Source organism: Allomesorhizobium camelthorni (genome assembly GCF_011045125.1).
Lineage (GTDB): Bacteria > Pseudomonadota > Alphaproteobacteria > Rhizobiales > Rhizobiaceae > Allomesorhizobium > Allomesorhizobium camelthorni.
Genome location: NZ_JAAKZF010000298.1, coordinates 1 through 820 on the forward strand (window position 1 = coordinate 1; position 820 = coordinate 820).

The 820-nt window shown below is 57.1% G+C and carries 3 pseudogenes; 1 reads left to right on the forward strand and 2 read right to left on the reverse strand.

Annotated features, from left to right (window positions below):
• Positions 1-112 (forward strand): annotated as a pseudogene (locus tag G6N73_RS35995) (IS5/IS1182 family transposase); the annotation flags it as partial.
• A 296-nt stretch (positions 113-408) separates the two neighbouring features.
• On the opposite strand, the pseudogene G6N73_RS36000 reads toward G6N73_RS35995, so the two are convergent.
• Together G6N73_RS36000 and G6N73_RS36005 are read right to left on the reverse strand one after the other, a co-directional pair.
• Positions 409-630 (reverse strand): annotated as a pseudogene (locus G6N73_RS36000) (transposase); the annotation flags it as partial.
• 21 nt (positions 631-651) lie between these two features.
• A pseudogene (locus G6N73_RS36005) lies at positions 652-820 on the reverse strand (LysR family transcriptional regulator); the annotation flags it as partial.

Below are 820 nucleotides of genomic sequence, written 5' to 3' on the forward strand. Positions count from 1 at the left end.
CGGCAGATGCAGAAGGCTGGCCAAGGACTGGGAGAAATCCATCGCTTCCGCCGAGGCATGGGTCTTCATCGCCCACATCCGCCTCCTCACCCGCAGGCTCGCAAGAGCTTGATATCAAGCCATTCTTTTTGATTCAGACACTGAGGCTCTGTGCCGGCCAGCCGGCTTAACCCTCGTACCGTTGCATATCGGATGACGGGCCGCCCTCAGGCCCAGCAATCATAGGGACTAGAACGTCGCGCACGTTGTGCGGACCGTGTGAGGCAGAAGACCCGGAATGGCGCCGCCACCGGTAGATGCCATAGCGCTGGATGATTAGACGCCAAGCCTCGTAAAAGGTGTTTTGATCGTAGAAGGCTTCCTTGCTCATCGTCTTCACGGTTTATCCGCCAGGAGCCGCTTCAGCTATGCGTTCTCGTCTTCAAGCGTCTTCAGCCGCTTCGCCTCCGAAACGTCCAGGCCGCCATACTTCGCTTTCGATCCGTAGATGCTGGCGTCGCCGACGCCGTGCTTGCGGCACAGAGCGGCAACCGAAACACCGGTCTCGTGCTTCTTCAATGTCCCGATGATCTCCTCTTCAGTGAAACGGCTGCGCTTCGTTCTCTGGTCCTCTTGCTGGGCCGGAGCCAACTTCAGACCGGATTATGCAAAAGGGACAATGTCAAACCGTTTGATGTTCAAAACCTCTTCCAAGCCTCGTACTTGTTGCGCCACAGCACCCAGAGTGACACCCAGCTCGTCCGAGGCAACCCGGAAATTGAGATGGCGCGCTACGCTCTCGAACATGCGTAGTGAGTTTAACGTAACGCCAAACCACGAT